This window comes from Parageobacillus thermoglucosidasius (assembly GCF_001295365.1).
GTDB lineage: Bacteria > Bacillota > Bacilli > Bacillales > Anoxybacillaceae > Parageobacillus > Parageobacillus thermoglucosidasius.
Window position 1 is genome coordinate 2,370,673 of the sequence record NZ_CP012712.1, and the last position, 16,252, is coordinate 2,386,924.

The window sequence follows — 16,252 nt, forward strand, 5'->3', positions numbered from 1 at the left end:
CGGCATTGCCCCGTTCATAAAACAACGGCAAGGAAAATGGAAAGAGTGCATACAATCAACGAGCCGGGAGGGTAACGAAACAAGCTGGCAAAAGTTTGTTATGAGAATGAAGCGGCAAAAAAGAAAGGGCAGCGTCAAGCTGTCCTTCCGCAATTATATCCGGTTTTGCACAGCTCTTAATACTTCATAAGCGCGGTCGCCAATTAATTGAATAAGCTGCTCGAAAATGGCGTCACGCTGCAAATCAAGTTCCACGATTCGCTTGGCTAGTTCAAAAGCTTTCGGATCCATTTCGCTGACCACCTCTGTTTTTTTGTAATGGATGCTGTTCATATTCATGCCGCAGTTCGCGGACTGTCCATTGTTGAAGTACGCTGGCGTCGGGAAACAAACCGGTTTGCAGAAGCTTGTAAATGTAAAATTGTTTTTGTTTAGTAATTGCCGTCCGCAGAAGTTTCCCCATCTTTCCCCCTCCTTCATTCTACTTTTAAGTATATGATGCTTTGATTTATTTCTCATTTATCCTGTTAATTTTTCTTACAAAGAAATAGAAAATATGTTAAATTACCTAACAATAATAACCATTAATTAAAGAAAAACGATATAATTATGTTATAAAAAATAACATTTATAGAGGTGAAAGATATGACAAATAAGGACGATTCATACAAATTCAAAAAAGTCATCTCTATTGGCATTGTTAGTGAGTTAACGGGGCTATCCCAGCGCCAAATCCGATATTATGAGGAACGCAAACTCATTTTTCCGGACCGATCGAAAGGGATCCGAAAATATTCATTCGCTGATGTGGAACAATTAATGGAAATTGCCGATAAACGCGAAGAAGGTGTTCCGACGCAGGAAATCCGGCGCGAAATGACAAAAGAGATTCGGGAAAAAATGTTAAAAGGACAGATGAATGCCCATTTCCGGTTTCGTTCATAAAAACATCCCCCTCCTTTTTCAAGGAGAGGGATATTTTTTGGTCAATTTATAAAAAATATATATACAATATCTATAGAAAAATAGAATTAATTTTTATAAATGACTAGACATTTTTTATATTTGTATATATAATTTAAAATGTAAACGGTATCATTAACGAACATAAAGGAGGTTGCATCATAATGAAACGGATTCTTTTAGCTTGCAGCTCAGGGATGTCTACAAGTTTGTTGGTAGCAAAAATGCAGGAGTATGCAAAATCGATTGGGGAAGAAGCAGAGATTTGGGCGGTAGGACAAGATCAAGCGAAAAAAGAAATGGAGAAAGCGGATGTTGTTTTAATTGGCCCGCAAATGAGCTTTTTAAAAAGTGAGCTTCAAAAAGAAGCGGAAAAATACGGAATTAAAGTAGATGTGATTGATATGGTGGCATATGGGATGGCAGATGGAAAAAAAGCGTATGAACAAGCGTTGAAATTAATGGGGGAAAAATAATGGAAAAAATCGATCTTCAGCAGTTAACGAATGAACAAATTGCGTTTCAGCTCATTTTGCATAGTGGAAATGCACGAAGCAAAGTCATTCAATCCCTCCGGGAATATCGTGCCGGAAACAAAGAGGTTGCCAGCAAGCTGATAGAAGAAGCTGAAAAGGACTTAAGTTTGGCGCATGATATTCACTTTCAAATGATTCAAAAGGAAGCGGGCGGTCAAAATACCGAGTTAACGTTGTTATTAATGCATGCGGAAGACCATTTAATGTCGACATTGTCCATGAAAGAGTTAGTAAAAGAGATGCTCGAATTATTTAAAGAGAGAAATTTATAAAGGGGGTTCGTTTCATGAACCAAACTTTTGAAAAGTTAAGTAAAATATTGGTTCCTATTGCTGGAAAGTTGAATAACAGCCGCTATTTACAAGTGTTACGTGATGCGTTTATGTTAGCGTTTCCGCTTACCATTTTCGGATCGATTGCGGTTGTTATTGCGAACTTGCCGTTTCTTGATAAAGTCATGAGCGAGGGTAGTTTAAATACATTGCGGGAAATTTTAAACGTAGCTCCAAACTCGACAATGGGAGTTATGACGATTTTCGTTGTATTCGGTATCGGTTATTATTTATCGAAAAGTTATGAAGTGGAAGGAATTTTTGGAGGTGCGATTGCACTCGCTTCCTTCTTCATTTTAACGCCATTTGTTTTAAATGTAGAAGGAAAAGAAGCGGTGCAAGGCGTCATCCCTCTTGATCGTTTAGGGGCAAAAGGAATGTTTCTTGGAATGCTCACCGCGTTTGTTGCCGCGGAGATTTACCGGAAAATCGTGCAAAAAAATATAACGATTAAAATGCCAGCTGGAGTGCCACCAGCCGTGGCAAAATCGTTTGCGGCCCTTATTCCCGCGGTGGTGACACTCACAGTTTTTTTGGTTGCTAATATGATTGTAACACAATTATTCCATACAAACATGCATGATGTCATTTATAATGCGGTACAAGCGCCGTTAGTTGGTTTAGGAAGCGGCATTATTCCAACGCTTATCGCGATTTTCGTGACACAAATTTTATGGTTTTTTGGGTTGCACGGGCAAATTATCATTAATTCCGTGATGGATCCAATTTGGAATACGTTATCTTTAGAAAACTTAAATGCATATACGAAAACCGGGGAAGTCCCGCATGTAATTAGCAAACAGTTTATTGAAGTGTATACGGTTGGTATGGGTGGAACGGGAATGACCCTTGCTGTTATTTTTGCCATTCTTTTCTTTATGAAAAGCAAGCAAATGAAACAAGTCGCGAAATTGGGGATCGGGCCAGGAATTTTTAACGTAAATGAGCCGATTATTTTCGGTTTGCCTGTTGTGATGAATCCGCTCATTATTGTTCCATGGATTATTTCGCCAATGGTCGTAACATTTGTCACTTATTTAGCGATGTCTTCCGGTCTTGTTCCTCCTCCGACAGGGGTGGCGGTTCCATGGACAGTGCCGATTTTTATTAACGGAATAATGGCGACGAATTCGCTGGCAGGGGGAATTTTGCAGTTAGTAAACTTTGCGATTGTTCTTATTATATGGTTCCCGTTCTTAAAATTTATTGATCGGATGAACTTACAAAAAGAAAGAGAAGAAGAAACAGCAAAGAATGCGTCATAAAACGAGGTGGAAATCATGAAGCAACAAACAAAGCAAGAGATCCTTTATCGCTTTCCAGACGGATTTTGGTGGGGAAGCGCCACATCTGCCACGCAAATTGAAGGGGCGGCAAATGAAGGAGGAAAAGGCCCGAATATATGGGATTATTGGTATGAAAAAGAGCCAAACCGCTTCTTTAACGGTGTTGGCCCTTCCGTTACATCCGATTTTTATCACCGTTACAAAGAAGATATTGCATTAATGAAAGAAATAGGCCATAATTCGTTCCGTTTGTCGATTTCTTGGTCGCGGCTTATCCCCGGCGGCATTGGCGATGTCAATCCAACCGCGGTGCAATTTTACAACAATGTCATTAATGAATTGTTAGAAAATGAGATTGAACCATTTGTGACGTTGTTCCATTTTGATATGCCGCTGGCCATGCAAGAACTTGGGGGATGGGAAAGCCGGGATGTGGTCGATGCGTATGCCCGCTATGCAAAGATTTGTTTTGAATTGTTTGGTGACCGTGTGAAAAAATGGTTTACACATAATGAACCGATTGTCCCAGTTGAAGGAGGGTATTTATACGACTTCCATTATCCGAATATCATTGATTTCCAACGGGCTGTACAAGTGGCTTATCATACGATCATCGCCCATGCGAAAGCAGTACAAGTATTTAAACAAATGAACATTCCAGATGGAAAAATCGGCATTATTTTAAATTTAACTCCTTCTTATCCCCGGAGCAGCCATCCTGCTGATGTCAAAGCAGCACATATAGCTGATTTATTTTTCAACCGCAGCTTCTTAGATCCGGCGGTAAAAGGCGAGTATCCGCAAGACCTTGTTGACCTTTTGCGAGAATATGGATATTTGCCAGTAACCAAAGAAGGAGATCAAAAGCTCATTAAAGAAAATACTGTCGATATTCTTGGGATTAACTATTATCAACCGCGCCGTGTAAAAACGAAAGAACATCTTCCGAATCCAGAAGCTCCATTTATGCCGGATCGCTTTTTTGACTATTATGCGATGCCGGGAAGAAAAATGAATCCTCACCGCGGGTGGGAAATTTATGAAAAAGGAATTTACGACATTTTAATGAATGTAAAAGAAAATTACGGGAATATCGAATGCTTTATTTCGGAAAACGGCATGGGCGTCGAAGGAGAAGAACGGTTCCGCGATGAAGACGGAATGATTCATGACGATTATCGAATTGAATTTATTCGCGAACATTTAAAATGGGTGCATAAAGCAATCCAAGAAGGAGCGAACGTTAAAGGCTACCACGTATGGACGTTTATGGATAACTGGTCTTGGACAAATGCCTATAAAAATCGCTACGGATTAGTGGCGGTGGATCTTGAAAACAATAGAAAACGCACAATTAAAAAGAGCGGATATTGGTTTAAAACACTTGTGGAGAACAACGGTTTTTAATGGACTGGTTATCCCTTCTTTTGGGATAACCTCTTTTTTCTCACATATTGTGTAAAAGTAAAAGAAAAATTACAATAAAAATGAAAAATGTGGATAAAGGATGACGGTAATGCCAAAGTATGAACAAATTTCGAACGAAATTCGCAAACGAATCAAAGAAGGAATATATTCCCCGGACGAACCGATTCCCGATGAACATTCGTTAGCCAAAGAATTCGGCTGTAGTCGCATGACGGTTAAGCGCGCATTAGATGTGCTTGTGTCGGAAGGCCTGCTCTATCGCAAACGGGGGCACGGAACATTTATTGTCAAATCCGCCATATTGGATGGCCAAGTGAATGTCGCTAGCAACGAGACGCTTGGATTGACCAATTTATTAAAAGGAAGAAAAGTAACGAGCAAAATCATTACGTTTGAAGTGTTGTTTCCGCCGGAGGATGTAGCCACACATTTGTGCATTGATACAAACACGCCGGTTTACCATCTGATTCGTCTCCGCAATGTCGATGATGAACCGTACGTCATTGAACGCACCTATATGCCGACAAATTTAATTACAGGATTAAATGAACAAGTGCTTCATTCTTCGATTTACAATTATATTACCAATGAGCTGGGGTTAACGATTGCCGGTTCACACCGCAAAATTCGCGCGGCAAAGCCGAATGAACTTGACCAAATGTACTTGCAATGCGCGCCGGATGACCCAGTGTTGGAATTAGAACAAGTCGGATTTTTGAATAACGGGATTCCGTTTGAATACTCGTTTTCCCGGCATCGTTATGATAAATTTGTATTTGTGACGGTAAATATCCGACGATAAAAAAGAGGCTGTCTCAAAAGGTCGGTTTAGACGACCTTTTGAGAGTAGCCTCTGTTTCTTTTTCTTACCATTTGGTTATTTATTCCTTTTTTGAGGCAGGAATTTCTCCTTATTTCCGAATTTTATCCTATTTTTTCCTTGTTGGGTCGGTCGTTGTGGCCCACTTTCTCAAATTGTGGGCAGCACAAACTAGACCCCACTCCAAGGTAATTTTTGGGAGGCCTCTCAATGAAAACCGATGAAATTGCTGATTATGCTTGATTTGCCCAAACACCGGCTCGTTTTCGATTTGCCGTCTTCGATATGTCGTCGCCCCTTCTTCCGTGGACAGCCGTTTCCGGATTTCTTGCCGTTGTTGTTGATTTTTCAAGGAAACGCGGATGGTTTTCGTGTCTTTGCCTTTGGCACATGCTGCTTGAAACGGGCATCCGGCACATGCTGTACAACGATACGTCCGTTTGACGATGACGTACCCGTTGTCGGTCGTTTCCTTCCGTTTATACACAAACACCAGCCGTTCCCCTTTCGCGCAAATCCACTCATCCAATTCCTCATCGTACGTCATGTTCTCGATTCGGCCGATCTCTTTCGCCCACGCTTTCGTTTGTTCCCGGTCCAATGTGTTGTACTTGATCAGCGCGACGATCTGCTTTTTCTCGCAGTACGTGTAGTTCTCCTCACTCCCATAGGCGGAATCCGCAATCGCTCGTTTAGGCATGGGACGCCCATAGGCGGCCAATTGCTCCAAATGTGGAATGAAGCATCCGGCATCCCCCGCCCGTTGATGCACGCTAAATCCAGTGATGAATTGGTTCTCTGTCCCTATCTGCACATTATATCCCGGTTTGAGCTGGCCGTTTTTCATATGGTCGTCTTTCATCCGCATAAACGTCGCATCGGGGTCCGTTTTCGAAAAACTGTTTCGTTCGCCTAACACTTTTTTGTATTCTTCATATTTTTTCTTACGGGGGAGAATGTCTTGTTCCAATTGCTGTTTTGCTTTCTTTAACGTGCGATTCTTCGGCTCTTTCTTTAGATGTTCTTCCACTTGTTCGATCACGGCTTCGATCTTTTCAGACGTGATCGGTGAAGCTTCCAGCTTTTCTTGAAAATCTCCTTCTTGTTCCGACTCTTCATCCTCTTTTACCACCTGTTCGATCGAGGCTACGATTTTCCGGAATTTCTCCTCCAACTTCTGATCGTACTTTTCCGTTGATTTGCGCCAAACGAACGTGTACTTGTTGGCGCTGGCCTCGATTTTCGTTCCATCCAGAAAGTAATCCTCTAGTTTGACCAACCCTTCTTGACGCAGAAGATCGACAATGGAGAAAAACGTTTCGTAAATGATGTCCTTCATCCGTTCCGACCGAAATCGGTTGATGGTGCGGAAATCCGGTGTTTGATGGCCGGATAGCCACATAAAATAAATGTTTTCTTTCAATTGCTTGGCGATTTGGCGAGAGGAATAGATCCGATTGGCGTAGGCATACAGGATGACTTTCAACATCATTTTCGGATGATAGGCTGGGCGGCCTCCGCCGGGATAGAGGGAAACGAGCAGAGCTGGATCCATTTTTTCCACGGCTAGATCCACGATCCGGCAAAGATGATGTTTGGGAATGAGAATTTCAAGATCCATTGGCAAAATGAGTTGATCTCGGTTATAATAAATGTACATAAGAAAACCGTCCTTTCTTGGTAGGGTTGTGGTGACTCTATTATACCAAAAAAGGAACGGTTTTCTTCTTTTTTTGCCCAAAAAAGTGCCCCAAAAGCGAACGCTATGCGAACACTTTTGGGACATCCTCTTTTTTATTGAGACGGATCGTCGTTAAGCTTCGAGTAAAGCAGCATTGCCGGGCGTTCCGGGGAAAGCTGGCGGTGGTATTCCTCGACTTTGTTGAAATAGTGTGCGATTTGCGGAGAGCGAAGAACAGGAAGCAGCTTATCGGCAATATTCGAGACATCTTTCCAATTCAGAAAATCGAAGGCGAGCTGAAACTGCTTCAATATGCGAAAATTCATTTCTTCTTGCCCTGGAAGCATATCATAAATAAAAATGGGCAATTTTTTATATAAGCACTCGCTAAGCGTTGCACCGCCCGGTTTAGTTAAAATAAAATCCGCTTGATCATAAAGCGCGTCCATCTCTTTGCGCGACGAAATATATGGAAGCGGGATGAGGCGCGGATGGTTTTCGCTGTTTAGCTGTTTGTACATTTGTTCGTTTTTTCCGCAAAGAATGTAATAATCGATCGGATCGTCAGGAGAAATTCTTTTTATCAACGCGGCGAATGCGCCGATTCCTAAACTGCCGCCTGATATAAGACCAATGTAGCGGGAGCGGACCGCCCGCTTTTTTTGCCTGCTTATCGTGATATGCGGATGAACCGGAATGCCTGTCACAAAAACGCGGCTTTCTGGGATTCCTTTTTCCAAAAGCTGTGTTTTCATGTAAGGATGGCCGACGAAATGGTAATCGATCGCTTCGATTCCCCATAAATGATGAATGAAATAATCGGTATATACGTTGACGACTGGATTGGCGATTTCTTTGTTTAATTTGAGCTTATTTAATAAATAGGAAGGAAGGGCGTGTGTGCAAACAATGAGATCGGGCTGTATGCGTTGGACGACATTTTTTATGTGACGGCGAAAAAGAAATTCGTAATACCGGAATGATAGATGCGCCTTTTTTTGGCGGATTACCGCTTGATCATACAATATGCTGTATGTCTTGGGAAAATGGCGAATCCATTGTAAGTAAACAGAAGAGATAAGTTTTTCCGCTTGTCCTAACCGCGATGATAGCAGCTCAACTTTATGGCATTGCCATTGCGGGGCCATCGCTAATAAATCTTCTTTCAATGCGTCTGCCACTTGATGATGCCCGGATGGAATTTGCAGCAAAGGAAGAAACAACACCGTTTTCATGTCGATCACCTAATCGATGAAGTTATTACCAAGTATATGTCAAGGGTAGAATTTTATCCACTTTGCTCATCTCCTTTTTTATCCATTTATAAACTGCTGGCAAATGTCTCACAATGTAAATGTAAATACGCGATGAACGAAAGAGGGGAGCATATGAAAGAAAAAGCAAGACAGTGCGCTTTGGCGGTTTGGGGAGCATTTGACCCGATTTATTATGCCTGTTCGCGGCTTGAGTACGTTGGGGATACATGGGGCCGTTGCCGCCCGGTTTTCCGCGTTCGTGTGACGAAATATAAAGGAAGGGAAGTCGTGCTCTCGGACGGCACAAAAATTCAAAAAAACGATCTGCTGGTCAAGATTCATTTGCATAATGTTCGCTTAATTCGCGAGCTTCTTCATTTAGATAGCGAAATTAAAAAAGGGCGTTATATTTTTGAACAAGTGAAAGCGGGACTTCCCTATATTGCCAATTATATACGTAATCATGAGCAGTTTTCTGAAATAAAAGGAATTATAGGAATTACGATGTTAAATAAAGGATGCGAGCGGTTAGGCTTTGAAACGTTTTCGATTGTTAATCCGTTCTACAAATGGTTCAAAACAGCCGTGATGATGCCTATGATTGCGATTTCACAGCTTTGTTTTTCCCCAGTCCGGCGGCCTCCTAAATATTTATTTATGTCAAAAGAGAAGTTGTTAACATTGTACGATTACCAGCCCATCCATTAACTCCCTCTTCTTTCTCTCTTCCCGCTTACTTATAATGGTAAAGAGGGAGGAGAGACTGATGATATTTGTTTTTGCCATCATTGTGATCATTTTTATGCTATTTATCTATAAAGCGCACCGCAATACGCACGAAGCGGTTTTTCATAAAGTAGAAGTGCGCTGTAGCGGAAACGACGAAGATGCCATCCGTATTTTGCATTTGTCGGACCTTCATTTGGAAAACTTATCGATTTCCCCTGACTATTTATATAGGAAATTAAAACATGAACAAATTGATTTGATCGCATTAACCGGGGATTTGCTTGATCGGGAAAAAAGCATTCCAAAGCTGGCCCCGTACTTGACGGTATTGCAAAAGCTAAATCCGGCATATGGCATTTATGTCGTGTTCGGCAACCATGATTATGTGCTGAAAGAAGAGCAATTCCATGCTTTAAAGACAATGTTGGCGGAACACGGGTGCACCGTTTTGCAAAATGAAGCGAAAACGATGTCGGTGAAAGGAAAAACCGTCAATATCATCGGCATCGATGACTTTTGCACAGGACGCAGCGACTTGGAAAAAGCATATGCACATATAAAAAATGGTTTCAATCTTGTGCTGACGCACGATCCGAATATCGTTTTGCATATGTGCCATTATCATTTTGATTATTTGCTTTCCGGCCATTTTCACGGCGGGCAAATTCATTGGCCGAAGCCGTATCATCTCGTGAAAATGGGAAGATTAGTGCGGATGAACATGATTAAAGGCTACCATGAACTTGACGGCAAGCCGTTTTATATTAGTGAAGGACTCGGGCAAACGGGAGTAAATATCCGTGTTGGGACAAAGCCAGAAATTACGCTTCACACATTGTCATTAACGCCATTGCATCAACACGAAGCGGAGAAGGCTGTCTAAACGGAGGCAGTCCTTCTTTTTTATGAAGAGCGTGCTTCGTCTTTGATAATTCCTTTGCTTGTTCCAATTAATACTTCTTTTCCATGTTGGTTCCGGTAAACCGTTTTCATAGCAATCTTTTTGTATCTATCCATTGGAGTTACTTCGGTAATCGTTAATTCGCATGTGATGGTATCTCCAGTAAATACAGGGCGGATGAATTCGAAGTTCATTTCTCTGGCGATATAGTTTAAATCACCCCCGATTTTTGTGCCGATGCTAGCGGTAAATAACCCGTGCACCATCAGCCGTCCTTGCTCGTCATGCACCATATGATGCCTTCCCATATCACCAGAAAGGTGGGCGAATTGCGATGTTTCTTCTTCTGTGAACGTGCGCTGCCAAGTAAATACATCCCCAGGTTTTAAATTCATTTTTAATACCCCTTTCTTTATTCATACCCTTTCTTTATATTTTACTTAATTTTCTTAATAATATAAATAGAATAATATTGTTGCCATAAAATAAACCAGCGGCACAGACAAGTGCGTTATTGTCCATGCTTGTTTAAAACATTGTTGTGCAGCCGTATATTGCCTATGTAAAAAGCGTTCCGTTTCATTATCGCCGTGTTTTATTACAGCTTTTTTAAGCAATGAAAGGGAGAGCGTTATTTTTTGGATAACAACGCAAAAACGGACATGGTAAAATGTACATAAAAGGAAACAAAAAGAAGCAAGGTGAAGTAACGGTGGAGATACAGAGACGGATGGAAGAACTCCAGCAATGGCAGGGGGACGACCGGCAAGAGCAATTAGCCATTTTGCAAGAGCATCAGCAAAACATCAGAGCCCATTTGGACGTGTATTACAATGAACAAGAAGACGTGCGGGCGATGAAGCGATATTATCGGCATATGCCTCTTGATGGCGACGGGCTTATGCTATTTCGGCGATATCATGAACTTGTTTCGCGGACGCACAAACGGCGGCTGCCCTACTTTTTCAGCAAAGATGAATATTTGTATACATGGGTCGATTTGCATCCGGATGGGTCGGTAAGAAGCATCTATTCGGGAGAGCGGAAAGATCCGAAGATATTAATTATTCAAGATTACGAGACGATGAAAAAACGCCACGATGAATTTCGAAAATTATTAAAAAAAGCAAGAGAATGGAAAAAGATGGAGATAAGAAAAGTACAAAAAATCGAGCAGCAATGGAAGTTTAACGCCGAGCATGTCGTTCCGCAATCATGGTTCGGAGCGAGAGAGCCGATGAAAGGAGATTTGCACCATCTCTTTGTTTGCCAGCCTGAATGCAATACGTTGCGTTCGAATTTTCCGTACGCAGATTTTCTGTTTTATCAGCCGGAGTCACCGGAAGAAAAGATCCAAAACCGCTGTGGTGTTGCGCGAAATGGCTATTTCGAGCCAGAGTACGGAAAAGGAACGGTGGCAAGAGCGATGATGTATTTTTTGCTTCGCTATCCAAACGCCATTGCAAAAGCGTTTCGCCGCAAAATTGACATCCCGCTTCTCGTTCGCTGGCATCAGCAATTTCCGGCAACGATTTACGAAAAGCACCGCAATCGCGCTATTTTTCTTATTCAAGGAAACCGCAATCCGTTCATTGATATCCCGGTGCTTGCGGAACGAATCATCTTTCCATTGCCGCGATAAAAAAACTGGTTCCCAACGGAAACCAGTTTTTTATGCTGGAATAGTCGGCTCGTTCGCTTCTTGTTTCTCTCCCTTTTTGCGAAAATAGGTGGCAACAATAGGCCCGGAAATGTTATGCCATACGCTGAAAATGGCGCTTGGAACGGCGGCAAGCGGCGAAAAATGGGCGGTTGCTAACGCTGCGCCAAGGCCGGAGTTTTGCATGCCGACTTCGATCGAAATCGCTTTTTGTTTTGGCACTGATAAGCGAAATAGTTTGGCAAACCAATAGCCAAGCAATAATCCAAGTCCGTTGTGGGCGACGACAATCAAGAAAATTTCGATCCCGCTTTTTGCAATCGCTTGTTGGTTTTGTCCGACAACTGCTGCGACAATGGCGACAATCGCGATCACAGAAACGAGTGGGAGAATTTGGACACATGCTTTTACTTGTTTTTGAAAAATCGATTGTGCAATTAATCCAAGAATAATCGGGATAAGAACAACTTTCACAATCGACCAAAATAAAGAGGCGGCAGAGACGGACAACCATTTTCCGGCAAGCAGCAAAATAAGCGACGGTGTTAAAATTGGCGCAAGTATCGTTGAAACAGACGTCACAGCGACAGAAAGCGCCGTATCCCCTTTTGCCAAATATGTCATTACGTTAGACGCTGTTCCGCCCGGACAGCAGCCGACAAGGATAATGCCGAGAGCCACTTCCCGCGGCACTGGCAAATAATGAGCAAGCAAAAAGGCGAGAAGCGGCATGATCAGAAATTGGGCGGCGACACCGATCAGCACTTCTTTTGGCCGTTTCAACACTTCCTTAAAGTCATTGACCGACAGTGTAAGCCCCATGCCAAACATAACGATGCCAAGCAATGGGACAATGTATGGAGCGATCCATGTAAAAGTTTTTGGAGAATAAAAAGCAAAAGCGGCAAATAATATTACCCAGATGGCAAAGGTGTTTCCAACAAAACTGCTGATTTTCACTAATTTTTCCATGTTTTTTCCTCCTGCTGAGTGAATATGCGTGAGAATATTATATCGATTATTTTGAAAAGTTCAACTATATAAAATGAATATTTTAATAAATCATGAAAATTTTATGAATAAATGATGAAATAATATGATGAATGTGACAAAAATCACTTTCAAAATTTCAAAATGTGATATGATGTTTATTGAGAAAAATAATCATTATTGTTTTTTTGTATTCAAAAGGCAAGAAGCATTCCTTCTAACATTTCATTGATAAAAAGAATCATTGTTATTTGGGGGAGTTTAAGATGGTTCTTACTGATCTGCAACAAGGGCAACAAGCGGTGATAACCCATTTAGGAGTAACAAATGAAGTGGTGAAACAGCGTCTCATTCATATGGGCATGCATGAAGGGGAAAAAGTTTGTGTGAAATGCGTCATGCCATTTGGCGGCCCGTTAATGGTAGAAGTAGATGGACAGTATATTTGTCTTCGGCGCAAAGAGGCGGCTTGTATTGGGGTGAAATAATCGATGGCATCATATATTGCGTTATTTGGCAATCCAAATACCGGGAAAACTTCATTGTTTAATAATTTAACGGGATCATACGAATATGTCGGAAACTGGAGCGGAGTAACAGTAGAGAAAAAGATTGGCATATTGCGCCATCACGATGTTCCGATCGTTGACCTTCCGGGGATTTATTCATTGCAACCGCTTTCCCGGGATGAAGGAGTGGCGACCGAATTTTTATTAACGGAGTCTTTTTCTGCGATTGTCAATATCGTGGACGCTTCCCAATTAAAACGGAATTTGCATTTGACCGTTCAGCTGCTTGAATTTGGCAAACCGCTGATCATAGCCTTGAATATGATTGATGTGGCAGAAAAACGCGGGGTTAAAGTAGATGCGGAAAAACTTTCGCAATGCATTGGCGTTCCTGTGATTCCGGTTATCGCGCGGACGGGAAAAGGGACAAAAGAGCTCGTTCGCACCATTTTGTCACTGACAGAAGAACAAAGCAGGCCTTCTTTTTCGCTCGATTACGGTCGGGATGTGGAAGCGGCTGTGCAAAAAATAGCTGAACAACTCCCAGATGATGTACCGGTGTCAAAACGATGGCTTGCATTGCAATTTTTAGAAGGAAATGAACGGGTTTATGCGTATTTGCAAACATATTTCGATGTTGCCCCGCTTATATTGATTCGTGACAATGTCCGGCAAACGCTTGGGCGCGCTTTGGCAGAGCACATGCATGAAGTGCGCGATCAATGGATTGCGAAAGTCATCGAAACATCAACGGTGACGATGAAGCAAAAGCCGCTCACGCTGACAGAAAAAGTGGATGCCATTGTAACCAATAAATATTTGGGCTTGCCGATTTTCTTATTATTTATGTATATCATGTTTATGTTAACATTTGACTGGCTTGGCTCACCGCTTGCCGATTTGCTCGACCAGTTTTTTTCCGGTCCATTAACGGATTGGCTATCCAAACTGTTGTCGCTTATCGGTGCATCTCCATTCATTGAGGAGCTTGTGCTTAACGGAATTGTTTCTGGCGTTGGCGGGGTGCTTGTATTTGTGCCACAAATTTTTATTTTGTTCTTTTTCATTTCTTTGTTAGAGGATTCCGGATATATGGCGCGTGTTGCGATGGTCATGGACCGGTTTATGGAGGCGATTGGTTTAAATGGAAAAGCGTTTATTCCGATGATTATCGGATTTGGTTGCAACGTTCCGGGTGTCATGGCAGCACGGACGATTGAACAGCCAAAAGAACGGTTGCTGACGATTTTGTTGCTGCCGTTTATGTCATGTTCGGCGCGTTTGCCGGTATATGCGCTGTTTGCTGGGATATTTTTCGCAAAAAATCAAGCAATGGTCGTGTTTTTCTTATATGTGTTAGGGATTGTTGTTGCACTTGGCCTTGCCAAGCTGTTTTCGACCACTTTATTAAGAGATGAAAGCTCGGTTTTCGTCATTGAGCTGCCGCCGTACCGCATGCCGCAAGCGTTGACGTTGTGGCGAAGCACATGGGATAAAGGAAAAGGATTTGTGCGGAAAGCAGGCACGTTTATTTTCGCTGGGTCTGTTGTGATTTGGTTATTGACATATGTTGGACCAAAAGGAATTGGTGTTTCCATGGATGATAGTTTTCTCGCAGTGATAGGCAGTGTGATTGCGCCGATTTTAGCGCCGCTCGGTTTTGGAACATGGCAGGCTGGCGCGTCGTTGATAACGGGATTTTTAGCAAAAGAAGTCGTTGTTTCGACGATGAATATTATTTATCATGCAAAAGATATGGATTTGTTGCAAGGGGAATTGGCGCAATATTTTACGCCGTTATCTGCGCTTAGCTTTATGACGTTTGTTCTTCTTTATGTCCCTTGTTTAGCAACTGTTGCGACCATTCGCAAAGAAACGGGATCGCGAAAATGGACGTTGCTTTCAATCGGTTGCGCGTTAAGCATTGCATACGTGGTCTCTTTCGCGATTTATCAAGGCGGAAGATTGCTAGGATTTTGATTACTATCATCGAAAAAAGAAAACTTAAAGTTTTTGGAAAAAGAGGCGAAAGCGATGATTGCGAATATAGTGATCGGTGGCGTGATTTTTGGTTATGCCGGGTGGATGCTTGTCCGCCACATTAAGAAAAGTTCAAAAGGAAAATGCGCTAGCTGCTCTCTTGCTGATCATTGCCAAGATGCTTGCATGCCTTACAAACAAGAAAACGATATATAAATATACAAGGATTCTCTATAAATGGATAGAGGATCCTTGTTTTTATACTGGCAAATTTGTAAAAGTAAAGGTCAGTTAACCAAAATGTTGAATGTTGCTGGAAAGAGCATCTAATAACCGTGAATTTTAGAGGAAATAGAAAAAAATAACTGAAAATAGTCGGAAAGGACTATTTACATTGTCGAAAAAAATCGATATTAATGAATTATAGAAGAAATTGGTTATGAAAACATAAATCGTCTGTGTAGGCAATGATGAGGAGAAAACATAATGGTCTATGATGGCATTTTATTATCGCTTGTGATCGGTTTTTTTCGTGGAGGAAGTTTGAAAGGTCTTGCGCATATGAAGTTGCGCGGGGGATGGTTGTTTCCATTATTGTTGGTGGTGCAGTTCGCTATTTTTGCCTTGCAAGATAAAGTCGCGATTGTTGCTAAGCTAAGCAACACGTTATTTCTGATCGTATATGCGGTTGGTCTTCTTTTTCTCTGGATTAACCGAAAGCAGCCTGGATTTATCGTTATTTTTGCGGGAGTTCTATTAAATTTTATTGTTATGGCTGTAAACGGCGGAAGGATGCCTGTGTCGGTTGAGGCAGCACAAGTTCTCGGCCGTGAGTACGTCGATGCATTGCAGACGGGAGTATACGGCAAACATCAAGCGATTACGTCAGAGACGCTGTTGCCGTTTCTTGGTGATATTATTCCGCTGTCACCGCCATATCCGCGTCAGCAAGTCATCAGCATTGGCGATGTTATCATCAATGTCGGAGCGTTTTTCTTTATCCAGCATCTTATGCTGAACACAGCGAGCAAAGAACGCTCTACCGTTCCTGTAAGTAAATAAAGGGGAGGTGAGTAATATGAGAGTGAAAGTAAAACAAATACTTATTAATCTATTTATTATAGGTTCAGTTATTGTTGCGCTGACATCTGGATATAAAATTGGTAGCTGATATTTTAGAT

General features: G+C 41.9%; 19 protein-coding genes. 13 read left to right on the top strand and 6 right to left on the bottom strand.

The genetic code is table 11. The features are described 5' to 3' along the window. Positions 1-153 precede the first annotated feature (153 nt). Positions 154-291 (bottom strand): hypothetical protein, encoded by a 138-nt coding sequence (locus AOT13_RS20550; RefSeq protein WP_013877017.1) that lies wholly within the window; start codon positions 289-291, stop codon positions 154-156. Further along, entirely contained in the window at positions 272-463 is a 192-nt protein-coding gene (locus AOT13_RS11630; RefSeq protein WP_013877016.1) for a Fur-regulated basic protein FbpA, read from the bottom strand. Before AOT13_RS11630 ends, AOT13_RS20550 begins: the two co-directional genes overlap by 20 nt. Before the next feature lie 182 nt (positions 464-645). Here AOT13_RS11630 and AOT13_RS11635 point away from each other — a divergent pair, with 182 nt between their 5' ends. The 6 genes from AOT13_RS11635 to AOT13_RS11660 all read left to right on the top strand — a co-directional run bounded on the left by AOT13_RS11635 (position 646) and on the right by AOT13_RS11660 (position 5,347). Further along, positions 646-945 (top strand): MerR family transcriptional regulator, encoded by a 300-nt coding sequence (locus AOT13_RS11635; protein ID WP_042385599.1) that lies wholly within the window; start codon positions 646-648, stop codon positions 943-945. A 182-nt stretch (positions 946-1,127) separates the two neighbouring features. After that, entirely contained in the window at positions 1,128-1,439 is a 312-nt protein-coding gene (locus AOT13_RS11640) for a PTS sugar transporter subunit IIB (RefSeq protein ID WP_003250896.1), read from the top strand. Then, the gene (locus AOT13_RS11645; RefSeq protein ID WP_003250894.1) at positions 1,439-1,771 is read left to right on the top strand and encodes a PTS sugar transporter subunit IIA; all 333 of its coding nucleotides are present in this window, start codon (positions 1,439-1,441) and stop codon (positions 1,769-1,771) included. The genes AOT13_RS11640 and AOT13_RS11645 overlap by 1 nt, the downstream gene beginning before the upstream one ends. Before the next feature lie 14 nt (positions 1,772-1,785). Next, complete coding sequence (gene celB / locus AOT13_RS11650) at positions 1,786-3,096, top strand: PTS cellobiose transporter subunit IIC (protein WP_003250893.1); 1,311 nt, start codon at positions 1,786-1,788, stop codon at positions 3,094-3,096. A 15-nt stretch (positions 3,097-3,111) separates the two neighbouring features. Then, on the top strand, positions 3,112-4,524 hold the full coding sequence (locus AOT13_RS11655; RefSeq protein ID WP_003250892.1) for a glycoside hydrolase family 1 protein: 1,413 nt from the start codon (positions 3,112-3,114) through the stop codon (positions 4,522-4,524). Between the two features lie 109 nt (positions 4,525-4,633). After that, positions 4,634-5,347: a GntR family transcriptional regulator gene (locus AOT13_RS11660; protein WP_013400987.1), complete on the top strand. Its 714-nt coding sequence runs from the start codon at positions 4,634-4,636 to the stop codon at positions 5,345-5,347. A 127-nt stretch (positions 5,348-5,474) separates the two neighbouring features. Here the strand turns inward: AOT13_RS11660 and AOT13_RS11665 are convergent, their stop codons facing one another. Further along, a complete protein-coding gene (locus AOT13_RS11665) occupies positions 5,475-7,025 on the bottom strand; it encodes an IS1182 family transposase (RefSeq protein WP_013399800.1) in 1,551 nt (516 codons plus the stop codon). Positions 7,026-7,159: 134 nt separating this feature from the next. Further along, positions 7,160-8,281: an MGDG synthase family glycosyltransferase gene (locus AOT13_RS11670; protein ID WP_013877015.1), complete on the bottom strand. Its 1,122-nt coding sequence runs from the start codon at positions 8,279-8,281 to the stop codon at positions 7,160-7,162. Positions 8,282-8,434: 153 nt separating this feature from the next. Here AOT13_RS11670 and AOT13_RS11675 point away from each other — a divergent pair, with 153 nt between their 5' ends. Together AOT13_RS11675 and AOT13_RS11680 are read left to right on the top strand one after the other, a co-directional pair. Continuing rightward, positions 8,435-9,010 (top strand): YkoP family protein, encoded by a 576-nt coding sequence (locus tag AOT13_RS11675; protein WP_003250889.1) that lies wholly within the window; start codon positions 8,435-8,437, stop codon positions 9,008-9,010. A gap of 58 nt (positions 9,011-9,068) precedes the next feature. Then, the gene (locus AOT13_RS11680; RefSeq protein WP_003250888.1) at positions 9,069-9,914 is read left to right on the top strand and encodes a metallophosphoesterase; all 846 of its coding nucleotides are present in this window, start codon (positions 9,069-9,071) and stop codon (positions 9,912-9,914) included. A 20-nt stretch (positions 9,915-9,934) separates the two neighbouring features. Here the strand turns inward: AOT13_RS11680 and AOT13_RS11685 are convergent, their stop codons facing one another. After that, positions 9,935-10,327, bottom strand: coding sequence for a MaoC family dehydratase (locus AOT13_RS11685; protein ID WP_003250887.1), 393 nt, complete (start codon positions 10,325-10,327; stop codon positions 9,935-9,937). 275 nt (positions 10,328-10,602) lie between these two features. On the opposite strand from AOT13_RS11685, the gene AOT13_RS11690 reads away from it, so the two are divergent. Then, complete coding sequence (locus tag AOT13_RS11690) at positions 10,603-11,574, top strand: endonuclease I family protein (RefSeq protein ID WP_003250886.1); 972 nt, start codon at positions 10,603-10,605, stop codon at positions 11,572-11,574. A 30-nt stretch (positions 11,575-11,604) separates the two neighbouring features. Here the strand turns inward: AOT13_RS11690 and AOT13_RS11695 are convergent, their stop codons facing one another. Continuing rightward, positions 11,605-12,564, bottom strand: a complete 960-nt coding sequence (locus AOT13_RS11695; RefSeq protein ID WP_003250885.1) for a bile acid:sodium symporter family protein — start codon at positions 12,562-12,564, stop codon at positions 11,605-11,607. Between the two features lie 284 nt (positions 12,565-12,848). Between AOT13_RS11695 and AOT13_RS11700 the strand changes: the two genes are divergently transcribed. From AOT13_RS11700 to AOT13_RS11715, 4 genes are all read left to right on the top strand, one after another. Then, the gene (locus AOT13_RS11700; RefSeq protein WP_013877014.1) at positions 12,849-13,070 is read left to right on the top strand and encodes a FeoA family protein; all 222 of its coding nucleotides are present in this window, start codon (positions 12,849-12,851) and stop codon (positions 13,068-13,070) included. A 3-nt stretch (positions 13,071-13,073) separates the two neighbouring features. After that, positions 13,074-15,071 carry a ferrous iron transport protein B gene (gene feoB / locus AOT13_RS11705; protein ID WP_003250883.1) on the top strand — a complete coding sequence of 666 codons (1,998 nt, stop codon included), beginning with the start codon at positions 13,074-13,076 and terminating at the stop codon, positions 15,069-15,071. Positions 15,072-15,125: 54 nt separating this feature from the next. Further along, positions 15,126-15,287, top strand: coding sequence for a FeoB-associated Cys-rich membrane protein (locus AOT13_RS11710; protein WP_013877013.1), 162 nt, complete (start codon positions 15,126-15,128; stop codon positions 15,285-15,287). A 270-nt stretch (positions 15,288-15,557) separates the two neighbouring features. Then, a complete protein-coding gene (locus tag AOT13_RS11715; RefSeq protein WP_003250882.1) occupies positions 15,558-16,133 on the top strand; it encodes a DUF5317 domain-containing protein in 576 nt (191 codons plus the stop codon). The last annotated feature ends 119 nt before the right edge of the window (positions 16,134-16,252 follow it).

What these genes read in the sequence shown, in the direction of transcription:
- AOT13_RS11715 (WP_003250882.1), top strand. Translation starts at nt 15,558, where the DNA reads ATGGTCTATGATGGCATTTTATTATCGCTTGTGATCGGTTTTTTTCGT.
- AOT13_RS11695 (WP_003250885.1), bottom strand. Translation starts at nt 12,564, where the DNA reads ATGGAAAAATTAGTGAAAATCAGCAGTTTTGTTGGAAACACCTTTGCC.
- AOT13_RS11710 (WP_013877013.1), top strand. Translation starts at nt 15,126, where the DNA reads ATGATTGCGAATATAGTGATCGGTGGCGTGATTTTTGGTTATGCCGGG.
- feoB (WP_003250883.1), top strand. Translation starts at nt 13,074, where the DNA reads ATGGCATCATATATTGCGTTATTTGGCAATCCAAATACCGGGAAAACT.
- AOT13_RS11680 (WP_003250888.1), top strand. Translation starts at nt 9,069, where the DNA reads ATGATATTTGTTTTTGCCATCATTGTGATCATTTTTATGCTATTTATC.
- AOT13_RS11635 (WP_042385599.1), top strand. Translation starts at nt 646, where the DNA reads ATGACAAATAAGGACGATTCATACAAATTCAAAAAAGTCATCTCTATT.
- celB (WP_003250893.1), top strand. Translation starts at nt 1,786, where the DNA reads ATGAACCAAACTTTTGAAAAGTTAAGTAAAATATTGGTTCCTATTGCT.
- AOT13_RS11700 (WP_013877014.1), top strand. Translation starts at nt 12,849, where the DNA reads ATGGTTCTTACTGATCTGCAACAAGGGCAACAAGCGGTGATAACCCAT.
- AOT13_RS11645 (WP_003250894.1), top strand. Translation starts at nt 1,439, where the DNA reads ATGGAAAAAATCGATCTTCAGCAGTTAACGAATGAACAAATTGCGTTT.
- AOT13_RS11690 (WP_003250886.1), top strand. Translation starts at nt 10,603, where the DNA reads ATGTACATAAAAGGAAACAAAAAGAAGCAAGGTGAAGTAACGGTGGAG.
- AOT13_RS11630 (WP_013877016.1), bottom strand. Translation starts at nt 463, where the DNA reads ATGGGGAAACTTCTGCGGACGGCAATTACTAAACAAAAACAATTTTAC.
- AOT13_RS11640 (WP_003250896.1), top strand. Translation starts at nt 1,128, where the DNA reads ATGAAACGGATTCTTTTAGCTTGCAGCTCAGGGATGTCTACAAGTTTG.
- AOT13_RS11670 (WP_013877015.1), bottom strand. Translation starts at nt 8,281, where the DNA reads ATGAAAACGGTGTTGTTTCTTCCTTTGCTGCAAATTCCATCCGGGCAT.
- AOT13_RS11665 (WP_013399800.1), bottom strand. Translation starts at nt 7,025, where the DNA reads ATGTACATTTATTATAACCGAGATCAACTCATTTTGCCAATGGATCTT.
- AOT13_RS11655 (WP_003250892.1), top strand. Translation starts at nt 3,112, where the DNA reads ATGAAGCAACAAACAAAGCAAGAGATCCTTTATCGCTTTCCAGACGGA.
- AOT13_RS11660 (WP_013400987.1), top strand. Translation starts at nt 4,634, where the DNA reads ATGCCAAAGTATGAACAAATTTCGAACGAAATTCGCAAACGAATCAAA.
- AOT13_RS11675 (WP_003250889.1), top strand. Translation starts at nt 8,435, where the DNA reads ATGAAAGAAAAAGCAAGACAGTGCGCTTTGGCGGTTTGGGGAGCATTT.
- AOT13_RS11685 (WP_003250887.1), bottom strand. Translation starts at nt 10,327, where the DNA reads ATGAATTTAAAACCTGGGGATGTATTTACTTGGCAGCGCACGTTCACA.
- AOT13_RS20550 (WP_013877017.1), bottom strand. Translation starts at nt 291, where the DNA reads ATGGATCCGAAAGCTTTTGAACTAGCCAAGCGAATCGTGGAACTTGAT.